Consider the following 26068-nt stretch of genomic DNA (forward strand, 5'->3'; position numbering starts at 1 on the left):
TTAATTAATTTTATACATAAATACTTTTCTAGCTAAATTTCCATCAGCATCAATACCCTCAATAACCATTCTATAATTTCCCGATTGATCTGTATTGTAAAAACTAAAATTCGCTTTGCCATTGGTATCTGTTACAATTTGTGGATTCCAATAAACAGTTGTTCTTAAATCTGTTTTATTCTCTGAAGTATTGTCATATTTTGGAGAGTAGAATTGTCTAGGTACATCATATCCTTTCGGACTAAGAATTGCTAATCCAGGAGAATTAATGTCGGATATTTTACGGCCAGAGCCTCGTTTTAAAGAAATAACCAATAGCCCATTTTTACCACTGCTACCGTAGGCTGTTGTATAACCAGGACTTAATAAAACCTCAATACTTTCAACCTCATTTACTTGAATTTCTTCTAATGAAAAATCTTGTAGCAGCATTCCATCTAATACAATGGCCATTTTTGGAACTTCTGAAGGTTTTCCTGGGTCATCTGGATCTGGAGTTGGTGAAGACCCAATTCTAGTATTCCATGCAAAACCACCACTGTCGGCAACACCCATAATTCTGCCTTGCGCTATGTATTGCGATAAAGAATAAGCATTTTCTAAATCTTTGGCTGTAATGATTTTATCGGCTCTACCTCTTCCATTATAATTTGCAGAATAAGCAGCGGCACTATCTTCTTTTTTCTTTACGTTTTGTGTGATGGTAACTGTTTTTAAAATGTTGGTACGGGTTAAAAAGCCACTTTTTAACTGTTCTTCGAAAAATCTATCGCTTTCTTGTAGGTATTTATTTAATTTGGTATTTACATTTACCTCAATATCTCCCGTGTTTTTATTTACGGTTACAGTTTGCTCTGGAACGATGTCAATCTTAACCCTTACATTCTTTTTGTCTTCTTTAGTACTTGCTTGTACCACAAACTTTAGGCTATCTCCAAAGCTCATTTCATCAAAAATAAAACGACCATTTACATCAGTTTCTGTGGTAGTAACAAAATTGCCTTTGGTTGATGAGATTAAAGCTATTTTGCCATTTGCAATTGGTTTGTTGCTATTTGTAGTTACAGTGCCACTAATTTTTAAGCTTTTTTCTGCCGGATATTTTACCTCAAAGCTAGGTTCTGAAACCATATCCTTCCAATTGATTTTTCTCCATCCCTGTGTAAGCAAGAGATTATCTAGCTCAATTCGAGTTTGAACGTCATCTTTTAGAAAATAATGATTTGGTTTTTCTACATAGCCAATCAAATCTGAGGTTAGTAGTAAGCCTGTTAATATATTGCTTTCGCTTGCTGCATCAGGTGTTACTATATCAGCATTGGTTACTGCAACAGAAAAGCTGCCTTGTACAGTTTTTGAATTATTGTTTGCTGATAAGGTTAAATTTACATTACCTTTTTTGCTGTAGGTTGGGTTTAAGTTCTGAATTCCTACATCTATTTTATCAGACTTGTTATTGATGAATGCCAACCGCTCTGCAACCGGTGTGCTTTGTGCGTTAAATAATGTGATTTGAACTAAACCAGAAGAGATTTCATTTTTGTTTAATACAACATTTGTAATTTGTTTTGTGCTAGGTAGTTTGGTAAGCGAAAAAACGTTCCCATTTCTTTGTGCTATTAGACTCAATTCACCTTGATTTAGCCTATCTACACTTAACATTACACGGATATAGATTTTGGCAGTGTCTGTATTATTTACACTTAATACATAGCCACTTTTTTCGGGTTTTGGCAAATCAAATATTCTACTTGTACCATCAGCAAATTTAACATTGGCTTTGTAAGTTTTACCTTCCATTGGAGTTAATGCAAATGAGCCCATCCCCAAATGGGTTGTTTCGAAGCTTAAAATTTCTATGCCATCATTATCTGTTATTGTACCAGAAATGTTTTCTCCTAATCCATTTCTATTTACAGCTTTAATTGCAAGTTTGCTAGGCAAGTTCTCTATCAAATTCCCACTTTCGGCAAAAAATTGTACATCAGTTTGCGAAGTAAATAATTTTATTGGAATTGTTTTTACAGCTGTGGTTTTATCGGCTAGTACTATTTCTGTTATAATTTTGCCTCCCTGTGCATTATTTGGAGTTGTGATTTTAATTTCTCCATTATTGTCTGTGGTAGTTTTTCCTTTTATAAATTTTTGATCAGTAAGCTCAATTGTATAACTTACCGGTCGGTTGATTAAAGGAGTTTTAGATTTACTGCTAAATTTGATGCTATGCGTTTGGTTTTGGTCATTGAGCTGAACACTAACTTCTGTATTTACTTGATTTGCCCACGAGCTACCCACTTTAATTACCTTATCGAAAAAGAACTCTGCACCTGCATTGCGCATCCATTGTGTATAAGCTCTTATTCTATAATTGCCATCATTTAAGTTGTCGGTAAGTTTAAAATCGCCCCATGCAATTCCGCTTTTCATAGGTATTTTTAATTGCTTAATAAGTGTATCTCTTTCATTAATCAATTCAATGTAGATAATGTTGCTAATCTGTGTTGGTGTTCCAGTTTTCGTATTAATTACATAAGCGTTAAACCAAATGTCATCGCCTATGGCATAATAGGGTTTATCTAAATGTAGGTGTATTTTTTCTTGGGGATATTTCTTAGTAAACTCCTCCAACTTTTTTAATAATTCTGTAATAGGATCATCCTTTGCAAAAGCCGAAAAAACAAATACTATAAGTAAACCGAGAAAGAGCGTTAATTTATTTTTCATATTAGTTAACTTGATACGTAAATACATTCCTTCCAATATTGCCCATTCCATCAATTCCTTCGATCACTATTCTGTATTTGCCAGCTTGGTCGGTATTAAAATAATTTAAAATGGCTTTACCTGTTGAGTCTGAAACAAGGTGAGGATTCCAGTAAACCGTAGTTCTTAAATCTGGCCTATCATCTGGGGTTGCGCTATATTTTGGCGAATAAAATTGCCTTACAGCATGATATCCCTTTGGAGAATAAGTTACGATACCTGGAGAATACCTGGCATAATTATTTTCGGTACCTGCACCCCTTTTTGTAGTGATAACGATAACTCCATTTGCGCCTTGGCTACCATATATTGCGGTGTTTCCTATGTTTTTTAATACCTCTACACTTTCAATATCATTTACATTAATATCATCTAAACCAAAATCTTCACCCATGTTCATTCCGTCTAAAACTATAGCCATTGGTCTTGCGCCACCTAAACCCATACTCCTCATCATCACCGCTTTGCCGTTCACAATGTTAACTCCTGCAACTCTACCAGATAAAAATTGAGAAAGAGAAAAGGCAATTTCTAGATCTTTCGCAGTAATTACCTGATCGGCTCTGCCAGCTCCATTTAAGTTTGCCGAATTTGGTGCAGGATTTTTCTTTTCAACAATCTTAACTTCTTTAAGCATAATCGTTCTGCTCAAAAACCCTCTTCTCATTTGCTCATCAAAATATTTATCACTCTGATTTAGGTAAGGCATTAAAGTAGTGTTTACATTAATCTCAATATCACCAGTGTTTTTGTTAGTGGTTATGATTTGATTTGAAGGCATATCTAAATCTATCTGCACATTTTTATTCTCTTTATCTGTTCTGGCTTGCACAATAAATCTAGTGCTATCACCAAAAGCAATTTCATCAAAATTAAAACGACCCTCAGCATCGCTTAGGGTATCTGTTGCAAAAAAACCACCAGATGATGAGAATAAAGAAACTTTACCTTTAGCTACAGGTTTACCGCCTTTTGTAATACGACCACTTATTTTCATGCTTTTTTCTGCTTGAAACAGGATTGGAGGATTTTGATTGTTAATGATATTTTTCCAATTGATTTTTCTCCACCCTTGGGTAAGTAATAAGTTGTCTAATTCTTTTCTGGTTTTTTCATCATCATTTAAGAAATAATGATTCGGTTTCTCAACATAGCCAACTAAATCTGAAGTTAGCAGTAAACTAGTTAAAATATTACTTTCATTTTCTAAATCTGGCGTAACAATATCTGCATTAGTTATTGCGATAGAAAAACTGCCTTGTGTGGGTTTGTTACCAGCCAAAGCCTTAATGTTAAAGTTTACGTTTTCTTTTTTGGTATACGATGTTTTTAAATTTTCGGGTTCGATATTAATTTTATCAACCGTGTTATTTACAAATGTTATACGTTCACAAACCGGTTGGTTGGTTGGGGAGAATAAAGTAATTTGCGTAATGCCAGAAGGGAAATCACTTTTGGGTAACGATAAAGAAGCTAATTGTTTTACAGTGGGTATTTTGGCCGAAAAGTATACCATGCCATTATGGGTTGCTACTAAGTTTAAATCTCCTTTATTCATCAAATCTTCGGTAAGCATAACTTTAATGGCCATTTTAGCGGTATCTGTATTATTGATACTTAAAACATAGCCACTTGATTCTGCCTTTGGTAATGAGATGGTTTGTTCAGTACCATCTTTCGTTTTTACTACTGCTCTGTAGGTTTTACCAGCAATTGGGTTTAAAATCATCGAACCCATTCCCAGGTATTTAGTTTCAAAATTCAAGATCTCGGTATTGTCGTTATCTAAAACTTTACCGCTTACATTTTCACCTAACCCATTACTGTTTATCGCTTTTATGGCTACTTTAATTGGTAGTCCGTCAACTAAGTTTCCACCTTCCGGGAAAAATTGAACGTCTATAGCATTAGAAGTACTTTTGATAGGAACTATTTTAACTACTTTTTGCTGATCGGGCATAGTAAGTGTTGCTGTAATGTTGCCAGATTTATAAATAGTTGGTTGGTTATTGGTGTAATTTATTACCACCTCACCATTATTATTGGTCACAGCTTTTCCTTTAGCTACATTTCTGTTGCTCAACTGAACTTCATAACTCACTTCTCTATCAATGTAAGGCTTGCCCGCTTTATCTAAAAATTTAATGGTGCTGGTAACTTTTTCTCCTTTATCATCGGTACTAAGCTGATTGGTTGTAGTAATAAATACCTTGTTAGCCCATGAGTTACCAATTTTGATGGTTTTATCAAAGAAAAATTCAGGGCCAGCATTACGCATCCACTGTGTGTAAGCTCTTATTCTGTAATTGCCTTCGCTTAATGAATCGGTTAATTTAAAATCGCCCCAAGTAATGCCACTTTGCAATTGCAGTTTAATCTGCTTTTTAATTGAATCTCTTTCGTTTACCAATTCAACATAAAGAATATTGCTAATGGTAGATGGAGCCGCAGTTCTGCTATCTAAAATGTAAGCTTTAAACCAAATGTCATCGCCTATGGCATAATAAGGTTTATCTAAGTGTAAGTATACTTTCTCTTGAGGATATTTTTTTGTAAACTCTTCTAGCTTTTTTAACAGTGCTGTAAAGGGATCATCATCACTGATAAAGGCTGAAAAACTAATTATGATTAATAATGCGACAGATAAAACAAGAAGGAACCTTTTCATAGATCTTAAAAATAATAAAGCCTTAAGTTACAAAAACCTAAGGCTTAAATATAATAAATCAATTAAAAAGTTAGTTGGTTTTAGAATTTATTCTTCCACATCATACTCTCAACAGGCTTTGTGGTTTTATTATTATACTTTGCGTCGTTTTTTGTATTATACATGTTACCAATACTGCCATCAACCACAAAGTAAATTAATTGCCCAATAGGCATGCCAGCGTAAATGCGTACAGGTTGTGCACACGAAATTTCCAATGTCCAAGTATTGCAAAAACCAACATCGCCTTTGCCGGCAGTTGCATGTATATCAATACCCAATCTGCCAGTACTGCTTTTACCTTCTAAAAATGGCACGTGTGCGTGGGTTTCGGTATATTCTAAAGTAACACCAAGGTATAAAGTGCCTGGTTGTAGCACAAAACCATCTTTCGGAATTTCAAAATGTTCAATTTTATTGTGTGCCTTTGCATCTAAAACACGGTCTTTATAGGTTGCTAAGTACTTTCCCAAATGTACATCGTAAGAGTTAGTGCCTAAACATTCGGTATTAAATGGTTCTATAATGATGGTGCCTTTTTCTATTTCTTCGAGGATGTGTTTATCAGAGAGGATCATTTTTAAAGTATTTAGGGCTAAATTATGATTATTTTAAGATACTTTTGTACTGATTTTCGAAATAAGAGATGCCAGTAGTTTTTAATAAAGAAATTGATGATCAATCCGTACTATCAGTATGGAAAATTGAAGAGACTGAAGAACAGCTTTTAGCAGGCCTGCAACTTAAACAACACGAGCTTGATGTAATTCATTCGTTAAGTGCCGGAAAGCGTGCTTTACATTGGTTGGCGACACGAGTTTTACTCAGAACAATGCTCAACACAACAGATTATATCGATTGCCAAATGGATGAGCATGGCAAACCTTATTTGGTAAATTCTGATATGCATATTTCGTTAAGTCACTCTTATGATTATGCTGCCGTGATTATTAGCAAGGGCAAACAAGTTGGGGTAGATATTGAGTTGATAAAGATGAAAATTAAAAGCATTAAGCATAAATTTTTATCGGATGTTGAGTTAGCGCAAAAACAAATCGGCGACAACACAAATGGTTTATATGTTGCTTGGTGTGCAAAAGAGGCGATTTATAAATGGCATGGTAAAAAGGGATTAGAGTTTAAGCAGCACATTCATATTAAACCTTTTAAATTAAAAGACGAAGGTTCGTTGCAAGCTTTGGTAGAATTGCCTAGCGGGATGAAAGAATTGACTGTTAATTATTTTAAAACTAAAGATGGTTACATGTTGGGTTATGTTGTTTCCCCCTAATCCGCGGCGGCAGAGGAATGCCGAAGTTCAAACTTGAAATGTTATCATGAAGACGCTATGAACGAAGAAAATTCAAAGTCCGCTTCAGCGTCTGCTACGATTTTACATCGGAGGGATTTAGAGGTAAAAGTTCCATATTCTATCGTTGGCGTCCTCGCCAACGTAATAGTTAATTTTAATAAGAGAAGATGAACAAAGTTGTTAAATTTATTGATTGGGGTTTAACAGATTATCAGGATGCTTGGGATAGGCAAGAGGAGATTTTTAACCAAACCGTGGCTTTAAAAACTAAAAATCGTACTGAAAATACCCAGCTAGAAACACCAAACTTCCTTATTTTTAACGAACACCAACACGTTTACACTTTAGGTAAAAGTGGCAAGCCAGAAAATTTATTGTTAGATAAGCAGGGTTTAGTAGAAAAGCAGGCTACATATTATAAAATTAACCGAGGCGGAGATATTACTTATCATGGGCCTGGGCAAATTGTGGGCTACCCGATTTTAGATTTAGATAATTTTTTTACCGATATCCATTTATACCTACGCACTTTAGAAGAAGCGGTAATTTTAACCTTGGGCGATTACGGGATTGAGGCTGGAAGATATTCTGGTTTTACTGGAGTGTGGCTAGATGCCGACAACGAGAAAGCCAGAAAAATTTGCGCCATGGGCGTTCGTTGTTCTCGTTGGGTAACTATGCATGGGTTTGCCTTTAATGTAAATGCCAATTTAGACTATTTCAAAAACATTGTTCCTTGTGGGATAGATGATAAAGATGTAACCTCTATGCAAAGAGAATTAGGACATCAATTAGATATGGAAGAAGTGAAAGAAAAACTTAAAAATCATATTGCAGTGCTTTTTAAGATGGAATTAATTTAGTTAATTGCGGTTCCCTATTGATAATTATTTTATCAATTCTATTTCATGAAAAAAATCGCTTTGCTGCTTTTGATATTTCCAATAATATCATTCGCTCAAATAAAAATTACAGGGAAAATTTTAGATGTAAAATCTAAACAGCCAATTCCCTATGTCAATTTGGAAATTTTTTCCTTAAATATTGGTTCGCAAACCAATCAAGATGGAAATTTTGAATTAAATTTACCCAAAGGAAAAGAAACTGACATCATCAAAGTTTCTTGTGTAGGTTATTTGGATAAGAATATTACCAATTTATCATCAGCTAATGGTGCTATTTACGAGCTTATTCCCGTTGTATTTCAATTAAATGAAGTAAATATTATCAAAGCGAATTATGTTGAAAAGGAAATTGGTGTAACGAATAAAAGTGGTCATAAATGGGAATTAATTAATCAAAGAGATCAAAGGCCTGGTTTACAAAAAGCTGTTTATTTAAAGAACATGAACTACGGTTCCGCTTATTTAAAAACGCTTCATTTTTTTATGGGCGATGATATGTTTGATGCTCCGTTTAGAGTAAGAATTTATGATGATAATAATGGTGTTCCGGGTAAAGATTTGCTTAAAAAAAGTATTGAATTTACAGCAAATAAGAAAAAAGCTTGGAATGCATTTAGCATTAGTGAATACCATATTTTGATGCCTGAAAATGGTTTATGGATTGCTGTTGAATGGATTAAAAACGATCGATTTTCTAAAGTTGCTAGTTATAAAATGAAGATGCCAAATGGTTCTTTGGAGAATAAAACTTTTACTTATTACGGACCAGAGATAGTTGCTCATTTTGATACAGATTTCGGCTATACTTATTATAAACACAACGGAACTAGAGGTTGGCTAAAGCAAAGAGGTTCTTCTTCAATTGGTTTAAGCAAAAAAATGAGGCCTGCAAATATAGATTTATTAGTCAAGGCTACTATTCAGGTTAATCAGTAATGCTAGATAGAAATAAAGAGTTGATAAATGCAGTAAAAATATGTTGGATAATTATTTCGACTTTTAGTATTGTAATAATTTTAATTTTCACAATTGTTAATCCAACATTAATTCTTAATTCAACACCTACTTGTACGGCTAGAATAAATGGCGGCTCGTGTATACTTTGCGGTTCAACTCGAGCTTTTATAGCCATCTCTAACTTTGAATTTAGAAATGCTTATGAATTTAATAAAATTAGTTTATTATTGTACATCCTTTTAATAATCAATTCCCTGTTGTTTTTAAAGTATGTTTTTTTTCTAAAATTTAAATATAAAACAACATGAAAACAGCAAGTTTAGTTATTGGTATCTTAGCATTAATAGGTCTATTTGTAGGTATTATTCCATGTTTAGGCTCTTTAAATTGGGTTAATATACCTTTTGCAGTTTTAGGACTAATATTAGGTATTGTTGGCATGAATAAAACTGCCATTGGCCAATCTAAAGGCACTGCGATTACTGGAGTTGTATTATGTGCAATTGCAATCATTATTGGTTTAATTAGGTTAGTATTGGGTGGAGGTATTGTATAAAAAAACTTTTAAAAGGTTTTTTCCGTAACTTATACCATGAAGTTTTTAACGGTACTATTTTCTTTTTGTTTATTATTGGCCTGCAATAAAAAAACAGAACAAGCCATTATCGATATGCCACAAGACGGAACAGCTTTAACTTATTTAGCTTTAGGAGATTCATATACCATTGGCGAGGCCGTGCCTCAACAAGAATCATTTCCTTTTCAATTGGTTACGCAGTTAAAAACAAATAATATTGCGGTAGCTAAACCTAAAGTTATAGCCAAAACCGGGTGGACAACCGATGAGTTACAAACTGCCATTAAAGCAGAAAATATCATACAAAATTATGATATTGTAACGCTTTTAATTGGTGTAAATAATCAGTACAGAGGTTATTCATTAGACACTTATTGTAAAGAATTTAAGGAGCTTTTAAATACAGCCATCAGCTTTGCTGGAAAAAATAAAAAACGTGTTTTTGTGGTTTCAATACCAGATTGGGGCGTAACACCTTTTGGCAAAAATAGTGGAAGAAATATACAAACCATTGCTTCAGAAATTGATGCTTTTAATGCTATTAAAAAAGAGGAAACGTTAGCTGCTGGAGTAAGCTATACCGAAATTACTTTGGCTTCAAAAAATGCGGCTACAGATTTAACATTAGTTGCCAAAGATGGTTTACATCCCTCTGGTAAAATGTATGCAGAATGGGCGGCAAAAGTAGCGGTTGCAGTTAAAGCTTCTTTTTAAACCGCTTTAGCTGTAATTTGGTTATAATCCTTAATTACAGTTTTCAAGAAATCTAATTCATTCATCCCTTCTGGCACTTGAACGCTTAAATGGTTAGCAACTCTTGCAGCCATTTTATAAATTAAATCGTGGTTAAAGGTTTTTTGGTAGGTAGTTAAAACCTCATGTATCAACTCTACATCTCTATCTGTCATCATGCTAACATTGCTAAAAACAGGTTCATAATCTTCTACCACAGGGTGAAAAGCAATGTGTTGAAATTCTGTTCTTGGTACCGTTTTAATCAGCGTTGTGCCCGCAACTATATCTCCAATACGTTGTTTGTTTTCGGTTACAGCCACACAAATTAACGCACCCAGCCATTGGGTTAAAGTAAAATCTACTATTCTAAAAACCCAGCGTATAAAGTATTGCCCTAAAGTAGGTTGTGAGCCATCAAGGCTGATGACTTTAATTTTCATTAATCGCTTGCCAATGCTCTGTCCATTCATAAAAATCTCGCAAAGCAAATCGTAAAAAACAAAGCCAGCAGCATAAATACAAACCATTACCGTAATTACCAATCCGCCGCTATTTAAAATCCCCATTAGGGAAAATAGAATTAGAAAAATAAAAAAGACGGCTAAAAATAAGCCAAAATCTATTAAACGAGCAGAAACACGCTCGCCTAAGCCTGCAACAGGGTAATCTATATCTACATGCTGACTTGTATTTACTTTAACGGTTTCCATTGGTTCAATAATATGATTTTTATTTTTTATTGACTAATTAAAATTTTGTTTTATTTTAACGGAAAATTAAACCCTCACACAACTTTATGAGAGAAGCCTTGTTTGTAAAGCAGAATTCAGATAAGTGGAAAAGCTACGAGACTTTGCAAACGGACAATCCTGATGAGTTAGCTAAAAGATTTATAGATATTACCAACGATTTGGCTTACGCCAAAACTTTCTATCCAAAATCTAGAACTACCGCATATTTAAATGGAATAGCATCACTTTTACATCAAGCTATTTACAAGAATAAAAAAGAAGAAGGTGGTCGTTTTTTGAGGTTTTGGAAATTCGAGTTACCTTTATTGTTCTTCAAATACCGTAGGCAGCTTTTATATTCATTCATTTTTTTCTTTATTTTTTGCAGTATTGGTGCATTATCTGCTAAATACGATGATCGTTTTGTTCGCCTAATTTTAGGCGATGCCTATGTGAATATGACTAATGAGAACATTGCCAAAGGCGATCCATTTGGTGTTTACAAGCAAACCGGAGAATTTCAAATGTTTTTTCAAATTGCAGCTAACAACATTTGGGTTTCGTTAGTAATGATTATTAGTGGGGCGCTTTTTTCTATCGGCCCTGTGTTTTTCCTGCTAAGAAACGGCATTATGGTTGGTGCCTTCGAGTATTATTTTTTTAGCAAAGGTTTAGGCGCTCAATCTATTTTGGTAATTTGGATACACGGAACTTTAGAAATTTTAACCATCGTTGTTGCTGGTGGAGCAGGTTTGGTTTTAGGTCATGGATTATTATTCCCAAAAACTTATAACCGTTTAGTAGCTTTTAAAAACAGCGCAAAAGATGCCACCAAAATAGCTTTGGGTATTGTGCCCATTTTATTATTAGCCGCATTTTTCGAAGGATATATTACACGCCACACAGGCATGCCCATTTGGTTAAGCATTAGCATTTTAGCCAGTTCATTTATTTTTATGGTTTGGTATGTGATACTTTACCCTATGCAATTACACAAACGCACTCAAAATCTTTAACATGAAAGACAAAGTAGAATTTAGAAAGCTACGCGAATTTGGAGAATTAATCGGTGATACATTTTTGTTTATGAAACAGAATTTTAAACCATTAATGAAATCATTTTTTGCCCTAACAGGAATATTTATTGTTGGAGGAATTATCAGTTCGATGTTGGCACAGTTGCAGTTGGTAGGTATTGCTCAAGCTGCTGGAACAATTTACGATGATAGCCCACGGAACATGATCTATAATGTAGGTTTCACTTATTTTCTATCAATGGTTTTTGTGCTGCTAACTTATACTTCGATGTATGTTTCCATTTTAAGTTTCATTGCTTTATATATAGAAAAAGGCAATATTGCACCTACAGTTGATGAGGTTTGGGCTTATTTTAAATACTACTTTTTTAGGATGATGGGAAGTGGAGTTTTACTCGTCATTTTTTTTATGTTGTGTTTCATATTATGTATTGTTCCTGGTATTTATGTTTACCCGGCACTTACGATATTCGCACCGATAATGATTTTAGAAAATGGCAGTTTTACACATTCGTTTGATCGTTCATTTAAACTGCTAAAAGAAAAATGGTGGATTACGGCTGCGGTTATTTTGGTAATTAATCTCATATTCTACGCTTTTAGTACCATGGTACAATTGCCTGCAATTATTATTATGATGGTTGGTGCATTTACCCAAGGCGAAAGAACCATTACCAATGTTTATGCGGTAATTTCATCGATTTCGCAACAAATTTCATATATCTTCATGATCATTCCTATCATTTGTTCATCATTAATTTATTTTAATTTGGTTGAGCGAAAAGAGAACTTAGGCCTTTTTCAAAGGATGGATAGTTTAGGCCAAAGCCCAGAAACAGATCAAACTATACAAGAAGAATATTAAGATGCGTTTACTGTTGCTCTTCTTTTTTCTTGTTGCTGGTGCTTTTTGTGCCAACGCAACTGCTTTGCAGAAAATTAACGCTGCCAAAAAAGAAGTAGTGGTTAAAAAGCCATTGATAGAAAAGTTAGATAGCAGTAAAATATCGGCTCGCAGATTTAGCGAAGAAGCCATTGCTGATTATAGCAAACAAAAGGAGTTTATTTACGATGATGTTGCCCCGAAAACCACTTCTTTGTGGAGTAGGTTTTGGCGATGGATTTGGAGCATGATTTCTGAATTATTAGGAGGTAAGGTATCAGGATCAATTATTAAATATGTATTAATTGCAATTGCAATAGCATTGGTTGTTTATTTAGTAATTAAACTTATAGGTTTAGATTTGAAATTGCTTACTGGTAAATCTAAAGAGGTTGATATCCCTTTTGATGAGAGTTTAGAAAACATTCATGAAATTGATTTTGATGAACAATTGGGCATCGCTCTGCAAAATAAAAATTACAGATTGGTGGTGCGCTTGTTATACTTAAAAACCTTAAAACAATTAACAGATAAACGTTTAATAGATTGGCAGCCAGAAAAAACTAATCAGGCTTATGTTGAGGAGCTTTCTCGTCAATCTTATCACCAGCAATTTGTAGAGCTCACTTATCAATTCGAATACATTTGGTATGGCGAATTCTACATCGACCAACCTACTTTCGAATCCATTCATCAATCTTTTAAAGATTTTAACCAGCAAACGGCATGAGTGGATTAAAGAAATACATCATCATCGGAAGTGTTTTAATTGCTGCATATCTAATTGCTCAATATTTCAAACCAACACCAACCAATTGGACCCCAACTTATTTAGCTGAAGATAAAATTCCTTTTGGAACTTACATTTTGAGACAGCGAATAACAGATGTTTTACCTAGCACAACAGTAAAAACTGTAAAAGCGGCGGTGTATAACAACCTATCAGAAAGACCAGCTGGTAAATCTAATTATTTTATCATCGGCTCGGTAGTTACAATAGACAAGTTAGATTACCAGCAAATGGTAAAATATATGGAAGCTGGAAACCATATTTTAATTGCTGCGTATCAAATTAGAGGTATTTTAGAAGATACTTTGAAACTTAAAATTACAGCAGATTTTAGTTTCCAAAACAAAAGAAAATATCCTATCAACTTTGTTAACCCTAATTTAGAAAGAGAGTTAGATTACTATTTTGATAAGGGTATAAGCGGCCAATACTTTAGCAAATTAGATACGGTTAAGGCAATAGTTTTAGGGCAGAAACAAAACAATAACGCCAACTTTATTCAATACAAATATGGCAAGGGTTCTTTAATGATTTTGCCCAACCCGCAACTATTAACCAATTACAGTTTACTTAGAGAAGATGGGGCAGATTATGCCGCCAAAGTATTTTCTTATTTGCCAAAGGCAGAGACTTTACTGTGGGACGAACACTTTACCAGAAAAAATGGTAATGATAGTTCTATACTTAGAGTACTTTTTAAATATGACCAATTGCGTTGGGCTTATTATATCGCTTTGCTTAGTTTAATTGTTTTTGTGTTGTATGAAATTAAGCGCCGTCAAAGAATTATTCCGGTTATAGAAAGACCAAAAAATTCATCAGTAGAATTTGTAAATGTGGTAGGTAGAGTTTATTACCAGCAACGAAATAACAGAGATATTGCCGAGAAAAAAATAACCTATTTGTTGGAGTACATTAGAAATAAATATCGCTTAAAAACGATAGATCTTAATCAAGAATTTAGAGAGGCATTACTCAATAAATCTGGTGCAACAGCAGATGTAATTGACGATATTTTAGAGCAGATTAAATTTATAAAAGCAGGGCAGATGGTTAGAGATGATCAACTCATTCGCCTCAATAAAAACATAGAAGAATTTTACAGGCAAGACCAATAATTAATCTACCACATAGACACATAGATATGCTTACCAAGAAGTATTTAAATGATTTAACTTATGAAGTAATCGGTGCTACTATTCAAGTTCATAAAGTATTAGGTCGTGGCTTGTTAGAAAGTGTTTATCATAGGTGCTTAATTGAAGAATTAATTTTTAGAAAAATAAATTTTTTGACAGAGATGAAAGTTCCTATTGTATATAGAAATAAAGTTTTAGACATAGATTTAAGATGTGATCTATTTATTGAGAATAGTTTGGTCCTTGAACTAAAATCGGTGCAAGAAATGCCAAAGGTTTTCGATGCACAAATTTTAACCTATATGAAACTACTAAGATGCCCAAAAGGCATCCTCATCAATTTTAATTGCGCTAACATTTTTAAAGAAGGTCAAAAAACTTTTGTAAATGAATATTTTAGCATATTACCAGATTAATAAAACTATGTGTCTATGTGGTAAAAACATAGATGTGAAAAAAAATAATGAAGATGGAACAGGAAATGTTTAACCAAAGAACCGATTTAACAGCTTTAAGCGAAGCAGTAGAAAAAATCAAACAATCACTAGGTAAAGTAATTGTTGGTCAAAAAGATACCATTGATTTGTTAATTGCTGGTTTACTGGCGGATGGACATATTTTATTAGAAGGTGTACCCGGAGTAGCTAAAACTTTAAGTGCAAAGCTAGTTGCTAGATGTATTTCGGCTACGTTTTCGAGGATACAATTTACACCAGATTTAATGCCTTCTGATGTTTTGGGTACAGCGGTTTTTAGTCCAAAAGCTGCAGAATTTCAGTTTAGACGAGGACCAATTTTTGGCAATATTATTTTAGTTGATGAGATTAACCGTGCACCAGCAAAAACGCAATCTGCATTGTTTGAAGCAATGGAAGAACGCCAAATTACCGTTGATGGAAATACTTATATTTTAGAAGAACCATTTATGGTTTTGGCAACGCAAAATCCAATTGAGCAAGAAGGAACATATCGTTTGCCAGAAGCGCAATTGGATCGTTTTCTATTTAAAATTGAAGTAAAATATCCAACCTTGGAAGAGGAGATAACAATTTTAGAAAATCAGCATCAGCAAAAAACGGTTGATCAATTGGCAGAAATTACCGCTGTTTTAACTGTAGATGATATCAAATCATTAAGAGCAACTATAAAATCTTTATTTGTTGAGCCCAAATTGTTGGCTTATGTGGCGCAAATTACACACGAAACACGTAACAACAAATCTTTGTATTTAGGGGCCTCGCCAAGAGCATCTTTAGCCATGATTAATGGTGCGAAAGCAATTGCAGCAATGGCAGGTAGAGATTTTGTAACTCCAGATGACATCGTAAAAGTAGCAACACCAGTTTTATCTCACAGAATTATGCTAAGTCCGGAAAAGGAAATGGAAGGATTAACAGCTGCGGATATTGTAGCACAGATTATTAAAAAAATAGAAGTACCGAGGTAAGTATAAGAGCGTCATTTCGAACGAGCTTTTGCGAGGAGAAATCTCCATCATATTATGCTACGTTATAGAATATGAAAAAAAATAGAGAACAGATATCTCGTCGCTACGCTCCATCGATATGACGAAAACTAAAAGGATGAAACAACTATTCAAAAAATTCTACACCGATTTATTTTTAGGCAAAAGGCTATTCATCGCCCTTGGCTTAAGCGTAGCTTTGTTTCTATTTTCTTTCTTTCTTTCGTTTTTGGGCGATTTACCTTACTTCTTTTTTGGTGCTTTACTTGTTTTAATTATCATTGATTTAGCGCTCCTTTACCGCTCTCAAAAAACTGTTTTTTTAAGAAGAGAAGTGCCTGATCGTTTAAGCAATGGCGATGAAAACGAAATTAAAATCTACCTCGAAAATTTTTATCCGTTTGAAATCAACATCGGGATTATTGATGAAATTCCATTTCAATTTCAAAAACGAGATATCTGGTTTGACACTAAATTATCGCCCCGCGAACAAAAAACAATAACTTACAATTTACGCCCAACAAAACGTGGCGAGTACGAATTTGGAATTTCAAGGTTGTATGTGCAATCTCCGTTAGGTCTGATAAGTAGGAGATTTAACATTGGTGCCGAAAAAATGGTGCCGGTATATCCATCTTTCTTAAAGCTAAGGCAATATGAATTAATGGCTATTTCTAATCGTTTAACCGATATCGGGATTAAAAAAATGAGAAGAATTGGGCATAGCATGGAGTTTGACCAAGTTAAAAACTACGTTGCTGGAGATGATTACAGAACCGTAAACTGGAAAGCTACCGCTCGGAAAGGCGATTTAATGGTGAACTCATATACCGATGAAAAAGCCCAGCATATTTATTGCATTATAGATAAATCTAGGGCCATGAAAATGCCTTTTGAAGGCTTGAGTTTACTCGATTATGCCATTAACGCCAGTTTAATTTTAAGCAGTGTGGCTTTGGTAAAGCAAGATAAAGCAGGGCTAATTACCATTGCTCAAAAAACAGGAAGTATTGTGCCAGCTGATAGACGCCCGACACAACTCAATAAAATAATGGAAGTGCTCTACAAAGAAAAAACCCGCTATCTAGAAACAGATATGGAAGCTTTGTACATTAGCGTTAGAGCTACATTAAAACAACGCAGTTTAGTAGTGTTTTTCACCAATTTCGAAAGCATGAGTGCATTAGAAAGACAACTGCCATTTTTAAAACGAATTGCCAAATTTCATTTGTTATTGGTTGTATTTTTTGAAAACACCACTTTAAAAACCTTAAGTGAAGAACCTGCAAAAGATGTAGAAGGAATTTACATTAAAACCATTGCCGAAAAGTTTGCTTTCGAAAAGAAACTGATGATTAAGGAATTGACCAAACACGGGATATTAAGTTTGTTAACTACGCCACAAAATTTAACGGTAAATGTGGTAAATAGGTATTTGGCCATAAAGGCCAAGCAGCAGATTTAAAATCGAAGGTAAACAAAAAATTATTTTTCTAATTTGTTATATAAATGGGTGCTCAAGCAACAAGTGTTGAAGAACAAATCGCTCTACTAAAAAGTAGGGGTATGGTTATAGATATGCCTATTGAAAAAGCAAAGGAAATTTTGCTCGATATTGGATATTATAGGTTAGGATTCTACTGGAAATGTTTCGAATGTGATGATATACATAACTTGTTGCCTGAAACAAAATTTTCGGATGTCGTTTCTTTATATTATTTAGATGTTGACTTGAGAGAATTATTGTTGAAATATATTTATCGCATCGAAGTACATTTTAGGACTCAAATAGTTTATATAGTTTCAAATGAATATAAAACGTCACCAACTTGGTTTGTAGACAGCAAGGTTATGTCTGCTAATTATGTAGCAAATTTTTTTAAATTTTATACCGAAGACTTTAAAAAGAATAACAAGCCAATTGATAAACATCATAAGAAATATATTAATGATAAATATGCACCAGCTTGGAAAACTATTGAGTTTTTTACATTTGGGGCAAGCCTAAAATTATTTAGATGCTTAAAGGATGAAAAGTTAAAAGAAAAAGTAGCTCAATCTTATAAGTTAAGATCTCTGAAAGTTTTTGAGAATTTTATTCAATCTGTCGTTTACGTACGAAATATGTGTTCTCATGGTGGAGTTTTATTCGACTTATCACAGCCTTTAGGCGTACACAAAATACCAAATAGTGCTGGCAGCACCTATCAATTTACCAATCGCCATTCATTAGATGCATCTATAAAAGTTATAAGATATTTATTATTTCAGATTTCAAAAAATAGGGAAATTGATTTATGTGTTAGTTTAAATAATCTATTTCTTAAACATCAAAATAATCTGGCACTTAAGAAAATTATTGAATTGGAGATTGGCTATAAATTGTAATTTTTTTAAATAAAATGTTAATATGTTTGACAATTTATCAACATTGTACTACATTTGTTGTAAGTGCCCGGCTATACAATGCATTAGTCCTGCACTATAAAAAAAGATTATTTTAAAACCCGAGCAAGCCTCGGGTTTTTGTTTTTTATCAAAATTTTCTCACAACTATTGTTTGCACTCATGGCAAATTTCCTCATCATTGCTTTATGTATTTTAGCGGGTATTGTTTTTAGAAAGACTAAAACCTTACCAAAAGATGCGCACAAAGGGATAAATGCTTGGATCATTTACATCGCTTTGCCAGCGGTTTCTTTTAAATATTTACCGCACATAACATTCACTAAAGAATTGCTTTTACCAGCGCTAGCGTCTATTTGTGTTTGGCTGTTGGGTTGGCTCTATATTACAGTTTACAAAAAACTAAATCCTAAAATAAGTACGGCAACTGCCGGAGGTTTAAAATTGACCAGCTCTTTAAGCAATACATCTTTTATCGGGTTTCCGTTAATTATGGCTTATTTTTCTGAAAAGGAGTTAGCAATAGCCATCATTTGTGATCAGATTACTTTTACCATTTTATCAACGCTTGGTGTAATTACAGCGATTAGATCTTCTCAAGCTCAAAAATTGGATGTTAAAATGGTAGTTAAAAAAGTGTTTACTTTCCCGCCATTTATTGCTTGTGTTTTGGCATTGATTTTACCAAGGTTTCTAGATTTATCTACCTTAAATCCATTGGTTGATAAATTGGCGAGTACGGTTGGGCCATTGGCTTTATTTTCTATCGGGCTGCAATTAAAATTTGGTGGCTGGTATTCAGAAATTAAACACATCAGCGTTGCTTTAATTTATAAATTGGTTTTAGCACCTTTGGCAATTTCGTTAATTGTTATTGTATTGGGCATTACGGGTACAGTTGCTAAAATCACCATATTTGAGATGGCTATGCCAACGTTACTAACCTCAGGTATTGTGGCCGATCAGTATAATTTAAACCCTAAAGTTGCCAATTTGGTTATCGGAATTGGGATAGTTTTATCATTCATCACCACTGGTTTTTGGTGGTTGTTTTTAACTTATTCGGGATTGTTTTAAGTTGCTCAGTAGTTTTTAGCCCTCACTAAAGCTTGCCTCGGTTCGCCGCCACCGAGTGGCTCTTTCTTTTTTCTTGATAAAAAAGAAACAAAAAATCAAGGCTGCACCGAAATTAGCTAAAAATCAAATCTTCGGATTGGAAATGAAAGAACTCGCTGCGCTCAAACAGCTTTCATTTCTTGCAATCCTACAAATTGATTTTCTTAACGCTAATTCGCTGAGGCCGTATCGCAAACCGCTTAATCACTAGTTATTGGATTTGTGGCAATTAGGTTGTAATTATATTCTAGCTTGTCGGGTTAAACCCAAAAGTTGCCAATTTGGTTATCGGAATTGGGATAGTTTTATCATTCATTACGACTGGTTTTTGGTGGTTGTTTTTAAACTTATTCAGGATTTTTCTAAGATGATTTTGTCATTTCGACTTTGGAGGAATCTCAAGAGTAAGGTTAACGAGATTCTTCGCTTCACTCAGAATGACAAAAATGCGATATTTTATTTTTTGAAAATCAACTACAGTAGCTTTTATGATTGTTAGTCGGGCTATCACTCCAATCTTTTTGTTTTAGCGCATTTCGAACGCAGAGAGAAATCTGCAGGATAGTAGCTCTTAGCTAACAGATACCTCAATCGTTCCTCATTTCGGTATGACGGTTTATGACACAAAAAGGATTTTCGTTCTATCCCGTTTATTGAACTCAGTTTTGTAATCCTATTGAGGTTTGCAGGGCGCCTAAACCCAAAAGTTGCCAATTTGGTTATCGGAATTGGGATAGTTTTATCACTCATTACCACTGGTTTTTGGTGGTTGTTTTTAAGCTATAGTGGGTTGGTTTGAATATAACAATTAGACATTTTCTTAATCTTATTTCTGATTTTGTTGTACTAAAGTTTATCTTAGCATGCCCTAAATAAAAATCATGCCTCAGTTTACTAAAGTTGAAAAAAAGGAGAATATCTCTTACCAGGAATTTATAGAAGATCACTTAAAAAAGAGAGTTCCTGTAGTTTTTAAAAGTGCCACAGCGGCATGGAAGTCTAATAAAATATTTACCCCTGATTTTTTTAGAAAAAACTTTAATGAACATAAAGCTTATCCAGAAGGAGTAGAATATACCATGGATAAGATTTTAGATGTTACAAAAAACGGTTCACCAGAGAATCCTGCTCCATATCCTATTTTGTTTGAGATACCAACGCATATGCCGAAACTGCTTGAATATCTGGACCCAGTTCATCTTAATTATTCGAGGCCTAACTGGTTTAGTTCTGATATTTTACCTTATGGAAAATACGGTAAAAACGTTCAGCTTTTTTTTGGAGGAAGAGGTAATCAATATACGTTACACAAGGATTTTTATCATACTAATGCTTGGATAACCCAATTATATGGGCAGAAAAAACTTGTAGTTTTTCCTGATGGTCAAGAAGATTATTTATATGCAGGACAAACTGGGTATAGTAGCTTTATGTCTCCAATAAATATTCTCCAACCTGATTATGAAAAATACCCTGCATATAAAAAGGCAACTCCTATAGAAGTTGTGCTAGACCCTGGAGAAACCATTTTTATTCCTAATGGAATTTGGCATACCACCGTAGGAATGGGACAAAACATCTCTCTAATTTTTGATCAGTTGAATGCAGAAAATTTTAGTGATTGGTGTAAAGATTTATATACTATCAAGAAGGATGATAGTAAATTAAAAGCCAATGCAATTTATACAATGGCAAAAGGTTTGGGCGGTTTATGTAAAATGAGACAAATTTTAGGTGCAAAATTTTAATTAGAAATTACTGTTTTTTGTTGATTGATCTTATCGGCTAGTGCCTAAAAGCCGATAAGTAAATAATGAAATTTGACCTCTTAACCGAATGAACATTTAAACCAATATATCAAGTTAGCATTCTGGCAAACTCAAAGGTATGTTGGTAGCTAATCCTCCATCAGAAGTTTCTTTGTATTTAGAATTCATGTCTAAAGCGGTTTCCCACATGGTATTTACTACCGCATCTAAGCTTACCTTTGCCTTATCAGGATTACTTTGTAGTGCTAGTTGACTAGCAGTAATTGCCTTTATTGCACCCATGGTATTGCGTTCGATGCATGGAATTTGAACTAAACCCCCAATCGGGTCGCAGGTTAAACCTAAATGATGTTCCATTGCAATTTCTGCTGCCATTAAAACTTGTCGCTGTGAGCCGCCTAAAACTTCAGTTAAAGCTGCGGCAGCCATTGCAGATGATACGCCAATTTCTGCCTGACAGCCACCCATCGCAGCAGAAATAGTTGCTCCTTTTTTAAAAATACTACCAACCTCAGAAGCGCAAGCAATAAATTGGATGATTTTATCTTCATCATAACCATCGCAAAAAGTAATAAAATATTGTAAAACTGCCGGAATTACGCCCGCTGCGCCATTTGTTGGTGCGGTAACTACTCTTCCAAAAGCTGCGTTTTCTTCATTAACGGCTAATGCAAAACAACTAACCCAATCTAAAATATAGTTAAAGCCGTTACCGCCATTTCTTATGGCTATTAACCAACTGTCATAATCGGTATAATCTTGTCCGTTAATTAAACGCTGATTTAATTTTTGAGCTCTTCGGGCAACATCCAATCCGCCAGGTAAAAAACCACCTGTATGGCTACCTCGGTAAATACATTCTTTAATTACCTGAAAATGTTGTAAAATGCCTTTTTTGGTTTCCGCTTCTGGTCGCCAAGCGGCCTCATTTTCCATTACCACTTCGCTAACTTTTAGCCCTGTAGATAAGCACCAATGTAATAACTCACTCGCTTTTTCTACCGGAAATGGCAAATCTACTTGTTCTTTTTCGCTGCCATTTTCTCCTTCTTTAACCACAAAGCCACCACCAATAGAATAGTAAGTTTCAGAAAATGCTTTACCAGTATTTAAAAAGGCTTGAAACGTAACAGCATTTGGATGGAAAGGTAAACTTTCCATAAAAAGGAAAATCAAATCATCATTGTAAGAGAAGTTGATGATATTACTTGCGCCAAGATTTAGCTTTTGGGTTTCTTTAATTTCAGCAACCGTGCTATCAATTGCATTAACTTCAAAAGTAACTGGATCGCCGCCAGCTAAACCTAGTAAAATGGCAATATCAGTACCATGGCCTTTGCCAGTTTTTGCCAATGAGCCGTATAATAAAATTTTTACTTGCTCAACATGGTCTAATAAACCTTCTTTTTTTAAAGCATTCGTAAATTGTTGAGCTGCTCTCCAAGGCCCCAAAGTATGAGAACTTGAAGGGCCAATCCCTATTTTAAAGATATCAAAAACTGAAATTTGTTCATTTGGCATAAGTGCAAATTTACAATAGTTTTGTTATTAATTTTATAGCTTTATATTAGTAATTATTAAAACATAAAATGAAAAAAATCGTTCTCCTTAGCTTCGTAATGCTGCTGTTTTTTGTAGGAAATGCACAGAAAAAACAAAATGTTTATTTAATAAAAAATAATGGGAAGGAAGTTAAAATTAGGGATAGTGCAGATTTTGTTAGGATAATTGAAGAACCAGATTCTGGCGAATTGAATTTTAATTTGAAAGAATATTACAAGGATGGAAGCCCAAAGTTAATTGGTAAGGTTTCTTCCTTTGATCCTAGGTTAATTTACGAAGGACTTTTTGTGAGTTATTATCCTAATGGAGAAAAGAAAAGTGCTATAACCTATAAAAAAAATGTGATTGTAGGTACAGCTGATTATTTTTTTGCAGATGGAAAAGTAAAGAAGAGATTAGAATACATTGAGGAAGACCCGATTGAAAAGAAAGCTGGAATTAAAAGTTTAGACGCGAAATTTAGGCTCATTTACCAAGTAGATTCATTAGGGAAAGTTTTTGTGCAAGATGGCAACGGACGATTAATTGAAGAAACAAAATTCGGTAAAGATGTACTAATAGAAGAGGGCGACTATAAAGATGGTTACAAGGATGGTGTTTGGATCGGGAAATACCGCTCTGGACAATCTAGTTATACAGAAACGTATAATTTACGCAAATTGGTATCTGGTGTTAATACCGTTGGTGATCAAACTTATGAGTATACAGATTTTGGATCGCCACCTCAGTTTAAAGGCGGTATAAATGAGTTTTATAAGTACTTAAGCAGATCAATTAAATACCCTACTGATGCTTATAAAAGTAGAATAGGAGGTAGCGTTTTTGTTAGTTTTGTAGTAGAAAAAGATGGGAAAGTTGCTGATGTAAAGATTGACAAGCCAGTTTATCCTTCAATTGACGAGGAAGCTTTAAGAGTGATGACGGCTTCCCCAAAATGGACGCCAGGAACACAACGTGGCTTACCGGTTAGGGTTAAATATAATATCCCAATTAAGTTTAATCTTAGATAATTAAGGAATTTAAAAAACTAAATGCTAATGGAATATCAACCAGAACCACACGAAAACCTAGAATATTGTAGAGCAAATTCTATGAAAAGATTTGCCAATTACTTAATTGATTTTGTTGCATTTTACATCATTCTATTTTTTATAGGATTTGTAACCGAAATTCTATTTCCAGGGAGTGTATCTGAGCTGAACTTAGGGCCAATTGAAGACAGATTGCTGACACTATTTCTATATGGCGTTGTGATGTTTTTGATTGAAACCGCTTTTCAAGGCAAATCATTAGGTAAATTTATTACCAAAACAAGAGCGGTAAGTAAAAACGGCGAAGATATTAGCATTCAGAATTTACTGATTAGAAATTTTATGCGAGCTGTACCGTTTAATGCGTTAAGTGCATTGGGTAATCCGCCTAACCCATGGCATGATAGTGTTTCAAATACCTTAGTTGTTGACGAGAAGAAGTTAGATTTGATGAATAGAAAAGAAACTTTTTTTGATGATCTTAAAAATCAAAAGCAATAATTTTTGTATCCCTAAGCATTTTATCTACAAATTTTTTGTGGTTACGGGGGCTGCCAATGGCAACCCAAGTACCGCTGATTATGCCATTTGCCAACTCTTGTTTACCTCGGTGAAGTGTTAATTTAGAAGTTCTGATAGATTCTTCATAAATATCTAAACTTTCGTTTTCATACTTTTTTACAATGCGATAAGTTCTTTTAGTAAATCTGCGTTCTATATAATTTTCTACAAAAGGGAAAATTAGCAATGCCAGCAATACCACTAAAGTAACGCCCAAAGCTTGCTCAAAATAACCTGCGCCAACAGCCATGCCAATAGCGGCAACTATCCAAATTACGCAAGCGGTAGTTAAACCTTTAACCTGATTATCTTCTTTAAAAATTACGCCAGCACCCAAAAAACCAATTCCTGTTACAATGTTAGATGCAATTCTATCGGCACTGCCTAAGCCAATTTTAACAGATAAAATGGTAAATAGGGTAGAGCCTAAACCAATCATAATCATGGTTTTTAAACCTGCTTGTTTGCTTCTAAACTCACGCTCTAAACCAATTAAGCCACATAACATAGTGGCAAATAAAAATTTGTTTACTTCGCTTTGCGTTAAAAAATAATTGCTGTCTAAAATATCGTTCATGGTAAAAAATCGAGTTAACAAGTTCGAAATTTATATTGAAATAATATGTATTTGAAGCAGAATTTTTAATTATTTGTAGATAAGTCATCCTAAAAATATGTTAATACTTATCTTTTTTAGGATGACTACTATTTAGTTTAACCTTTAATAAAAGCCAAAATATCTTTGTTTATCGTATCGGCTTCTGTAGTTGGCATACCATGCGGAAACCCAGGATAAGAAATCAATTTTCCGTTAGGCAATAGTTTTACAGCTAAAGCACCAGTAGTTTCAAAAGGAACAATCTGATCATCTTCGCCATGCAATACTAAAACTGGTATTGCTACATTCTTTAAATCGTCTGTAAAATCAGTTTCAGAAAATGCTTTAACACATTCGTAATGTGCATTAATACCGCCCATCATGCCTTGGCGCCACCAATTGTCTTTTACGCCTTGTAATGTTTTTACGCCATCTCGGTTAAAACCATAAAATGCATCAGTAAATTCATGGTAAAACTGAGGTCGTTTTGTGGCAACACCTACTCTAATTTCATCAAAAACAGACATAGGAACACCATCAGGATTTTCTTCTGTTTTTAACATAATTGGCGTAACCGAACTTACTAATATTGCTTTCGCAACACGCTCTTTGCCATATTTAGCAATATATCTTATTACTTCACCGCCACCAGTAGAATGGCCAACGTGTATAGCGTCTTTTAAATCTAAAGCTTCGGTAAGTTCAGCAACATCTGCCGCATAGGTATCCATATCATGTCCGTTTGCAGTTTGGCTAGATCTACCATGCCCCCTCCTGTCATGAGCAATAACTCTATAGCCTTCATTTAAAAAGAAAATCATTTGCGCATCCCAATCATCGCCAGAAAGTGGCCAGCCATGATGAAAAACGATAGGTTGTCCGGTTCCCCAATCTTTATAATAAATTTCTGTTCCGTCTTTTAATTTTAATGCACTCATTTTTTTAGGTTTTTAGGGTTGATAATTCTTTATAGACAAACGGGATTGCCCATTAGTTTTTATAAACAAAAATAGGTTGTGGGTT

The 26068-nt window shown here is 34.2% G+C and carries 26 protein-coding genes; 18 read left to right on the top strand and 8 right to left on the bottom strand.

The features are described 5' to 3' along the window. The 3 genes from FA045_RS01955 to dcd form a co-directional block, all read right to left on the bottom strand. On the bottom strand, positions 1-2724 hold the full coding sequence (locus FA045_RS01955; RefSeq protein ID WP_169305001.1) for a carboxypeptidase-like regulatory domain-containing protein: 2724 nt from the start codon (positions 2722-2724) through the stop codon (positions 1-3). A 1-nt stretch (position 2725) separates the two neighbouring features. Beyond that, positions 2726-5431 carry a TonB-dependent receptor plug domain-containing protein gene (locus FA045_RS01960; RefSeq protein ID WP_136873889.1) on the bottom strand — a complete coding sequence of 902 codons (2706 nt, stop codon included), beginning with the start codon at positions 5429-5431 and terminating at the stop codon, positions 2726-2728. 80 nt (positions 5432-5511) lie between these two features. Beyond that, positions 5512-6048 carry a dCTP deaminase gene (dcd, locus tag FA045_RS01965; protein WP_136873891.1) on the bottom strand — a complete coding sequence of 179 codons (537 nt, stop codon included), beginning with the start codon at positions 6046-6048 and terminating at the stop codon, positions 5512-5514. A 68-nt stretch (positions 6049-6116) separates the two neighbouring features. Here dcd and FA045_RS01970 point away from each other — a divergent pair, with 68 nt between their 5' ends. From FA045_RS01970 to FA045_RS01980, 3 genes are all read left to right on the top strand, one after another. Then, entirely contained in the window at positions 6117-6761 is a 645-nt protein-coding gene (locus FA045_RS01970; protein ID WP_136873893.1) for a 4'-phosphopantetheinyl transferase family protein, read from the top strand. 188 nt (positions 6762-6949) lie between these two features. Continuing rightward, complete coding sequence (gene lipB, locus FA045_RS01975) at positions 6950-7645, top strand: lipoyl(octanoyl) transferase LipB (protein WP_136873895.1); 696 nt, start codon at positions 6950-6952, stop codon at positions 7643-7645. 45 nt (positions 7646-7690) lie between these two features. Continuing rightward, on the top strand, positions 7691-8623 hold the full coding sequence (locus tag FA045_RS01980) for a carboxypeptidase-like regulatory domain-containing protein (protein WP_136873897.1): 933 nt from the start codon (positions 7691-7693) through the stop codon (positions 8621-8623). Here FA045_RS01980 and FA045_RS19015 read toward each other — a convergent pair. After that, positions 8613-8819 (bottom strand): hypothetical protein, encoded by a 207-nt coding sequence (locus FA045_RS19015; protein ID WP_225871257.1) that lies wholly within the window; start codon positions 8817-8819, stop codon positions 8613-8615. The genes FA045_RS01980 and FA045_RS19015 overlap by 11 nt on opposite strands. Between FA045_RS19015 and FA045_RS19180 the strand changes: the two genes are divergently transcribed. The 3 genes from FA045_RS19180 to FA045_RS01995 are packed head-to-tail and all read left to right on the top strand — an operon-like array spanning position 8818 to position 9935. Then, complete coding sequence (locus FA045_RS19180; protein WP_394347470.1) at positions 8818-8952, top strand: hypothetical protein; 135 nt, start codon at positions 8818-8820, stop codon at positions 8950-8952. The two genes, FA045_RS19015 and FA045_RS19180, sit on opposite strands and share 2 nt — an antisense overlap. After that, on the top strand, positions 8949-9200 hold the full coding sequence (locus FA045_RS01990; RefSeq protein WP_136873901.1) for a hypothetical protein: 252 nt from the start codon (positions 8949-8951) through the stop codon (positions 9198-9200). Before FA045_RS19180 ends, FA045_RS01990 begins: the two co-directional genes overlap by 4 nt. Positions 9201-9236: 36 nt before the next feature. After that, positions 9237-9935, top strand: coding sequence for an SGNH/GDSL hydrolase family protein (locus FA045_RS01995; protein WP_136873903.1), 699 nt, complete (start codon positions 9237-9239; stop codon positions 9933-9935). Here the strand turns inward: FA045_RS01995 and FA045_RS02000 are convergent. Then, the gene (locus FA045_RS02000) at positions 9932-10666 is read right to left on the bottom strand and encodes an RDD family protein (RefSeq protein WP_136873905.1); all 735 of its coding nucleotides are present in this window, start codon (positions 10664-10666) and stop codon (positions 9932-9934) included. The two genes, FA045_RS01995 and FA045_RS02000, sit on opposite strands and share 4 nt — an antisense overlap. A gap of 86 nt (positions 10667-10752) precedes the next feature. Here FA045_RS02000 and FA045_RS02005 point away from each other — a divergent pair, with 86 nt between their 5' ends. The 10 genes from FA045_RS02005 to FA045_RS02050 all read left to right on the top strand — a co-directional run bounded on the left by FA045_RS02005 (position 10753) and on the right by FA045_RS02050 (position 21271). Next, the gene (locus FA045_RS02005) at positions 10753-11703 is read left to right on the top strand and encodes a stage II sporulation protein M (protein ID WP_136873907.1); all 951 of its coding nucleotides are present in this window, start codon (positions 10753-10755) and stop codon (positions 11701-11703) included. 1 nt (position 11704) lies between these two features. Next, entirely contained in the window at positions 11705-12589 is an 885-nt protein-coding gene (locus FA045_RS02010; protein WP_136873909.1) for a hypothetical protein, read from the top strand. A gap of 1 nt (position 12590) precedes the next feature. After that, positions 12591-13337: a DUF4129 domain-containing protein gene (locus tag FA045_RS02015; RefSeq protein WP_136873911.1), complete on the top strand. Its 747-nt coding sequence runs from the start codon at positions 12591-12593 to the stop codon at positions 13335-13337. Then, the gene (locus FA045_RS02020) at positions 13334-14515 is read left to right on the top strand and encodes a DUF4350 domain-containing protein (protein ID WP_136873913.1); all 1182 of its coding nucleotides are present in this window, start codon (positions 13334-13336) and stop codon (positions 14513-14515) included. Before FA045_RS02015 ends, FA045_RS02020 begins: the two co-directional genes overlap by 4 nt. A 26-nt stretch (positions 14516-14541) precedes the next feature. After that, entirely contained in the window at positions 14542-14952 is a 411-nt protein-coding gene (locus FA045_RS02025; protein ID WP_136873915.1) for a GxxExxY protein, read from the top strand. A 53-nt stretch (positions 14953-15005) separates the two neighbouring features. Next, on the top strand, positions 15006-15983 hold the full coding sequence (locus FA045_RS02030) for an AAA family ATPase (protein ID WP_136874405.1): 978 nt from the start codon (positions 15006-15008) through the stop codon (positions 15981-15983). Between the two features lie 136 nt (positions 15984-16119). Beyond that, positions 16120-17466 (top strand): DUF58 domain-containing protein, encoded by a 1347-nt coding sequence (locus FA045_RS02035; RefSeq protein WP_136873917.1) that lies wholly within the window; start codon positions 16120-16122, stop codon positions 17464-17466. 44 nt (positions 17467-17510) lie between these two features. Next, positions 17511-18389 (top strand): Abi family protein, encoded by an 879-nt coding sequence (locus tag FA045_RS02040; RefSeq protein WP_136873919.1) that lies wholly within the window; start codon positions 17511-17513, stop codon positions 18387-18389. Positions 18390-18569: 180 nt separating this feature from the next. Then, entirely contained in the window at positions 18570-19484 is a 915-nt protein-coding gene (locus FA045_RS02045; protein ID WP_136873921.1) for an AEC family transporter, read from the top strand. Positions 19485-20404: 920 nt separating this feature from the next. Then, positions 20405-21271: a cupin-like domain-containing protein gene (locus FA045_RS02050; protein ID WP_136873923.1), complete on the top strand. Its 867-nt coding sequence runs from the start codon at positions 20405-20407 to the stop codon at positions 21269-21271. Between the two features lie 114 nt (positions 21272-21385). Here FA045_RS02050 and FA045_RS02055 read toward each other — a convergent pair whose 3' ends face one another. After that, positions 21386-22813 carry an L-serine ammonia-lyase gene (locus FA045_RS02055; RefSeq protein WP_136873925.1) on the bottom strand — a complete coding sequence of 476 codons (1428 nt, stop codon included), beginning with the start codon at positions 22811-22813 and terminating at the stop codon, positions 21386-21388. Positions 22814-22881: 68 nt separating this feature from the next. Between FA045_RS02055 and FA045_RS02060 the strand changes: the two genes are divergently transcribed. Further along, positions 22882-23865, top strand: coding sequence for an energy transducer TonB (locus FA045_RS02060; RefSeq protein WP_136873927.1), 984 nt, complete (start codon positions 22882-22884; stop codon positions 23863-23865). Positions 23866-23892: 27 nt separating this feature from the next. Further along, positions 23893-24387: an RDD family protein gene (locus FA045_RS02065; protein WP_169305002.1), complete on the top strand. Its 495-nt coding sequence runs from the start codon at positions 23893-23895 to the stop codon at positions 24385-24387. On the opposite strand, the gene FA045_RS02070 is transcribed toward FA045_RS02065, so the two are convergent. Continuing rightward, complete coding sequence (locus FA045_RS02070; RefSeq protein ID WP_136873931.1) at positions 24368-25024, bottom strand: MgtC/SapB family protein; 657 nt, start codon at positions 25022-25024, stop codon at positions 24368-24370. The genes FA045_RS02065 and FA045_RS02070 overlap by 20 nt on opposite strands. A gap of 137 nt (positions 25025-25161) precedes the next feature. Then, complete coding sequence (locus FA045_RS02075; RefSeq protein ID WP_136873933.1) at positions 25162-25983, bottom strand: alpha/beta fold hydrolase; 822 nt, start codon at positions 25981-25983, stop codon at positions 25162-25164. Between the last annotated feature and the right edge of the window lie 85 nt (positions 25984-26068).

Origin of the sequence: Pedobacter cryotolerans (assembly GCF_005116475.1) — a bacterium.
Lineage (GTDB): Bacteria > Bacteroidota > Bacteroidia > Sphingobacteriales > Sphingobacteriaceae > Pedobacter > Pedobacter cryotolerans.